Raw genomic sequence first — 387 nt, 5'->3', positions numbered from 1 at the left:
AGGAAGCGTCCGTTCCTTGAGAACTCAACAGCGTGCCAAAAGTCAACGCCAGATATGTTGATACCCCGTCTCCGGCCGGTCATGGCTGGGGCGAGGTTCCTTTGAAATAACACAGCGAGGACGCTGTGAACCGAGGGGACTATTCCTCTCCTTGGTTCCGCTCTCGTGGTGTTCGCCCCGATCACGGGGAAAGCATTCACGGAGAGTTTGATCCTGGCTCAGGACGAACGCTGGCGGCGTGCTTAACACATGCAAGTCGAACGATGAACCACTTCGGTGGGGATTAGTGGCGAACGGGTGAGTAACACGTGGGCAATCTGCCCTGCACTCTGGGACAAGCCCTGGAAACGGGGTCTAATACCGGATACAACCACTGACCGCATGGTC

The 387-nt window shown here is 56.6% G+C and carries 1 rRNA gene (only partly in view); it reads left to right on the top strand.

Annotated features, from left to right (window positions below):
- The first annotated feature begins 195 nt into the window (after positions 1–195).
- Positions 196–387: ribosomal RNA gene (locus IE318_RS46980) — 16S ribosomal RNA — on the top strand (it continues 1,389 nt past the right edge of the window).

The sequence above is a fragment of the Streptomyces spiralis genome, from assembly GCF_014654675.1.
GTDB classification, from domain to species: domain Bacteria; phylum Actinomycetota; class Actinomycetes; order Streptomycetales; family Streptomycetaceae; genus Streptomyces; species Streptomyces spiralis.
The sequence above is the reverse complement of the archived record's forward strand: the minus strand, read 5'-3'. Positions and strand labels throughout refer to the sequence as shown.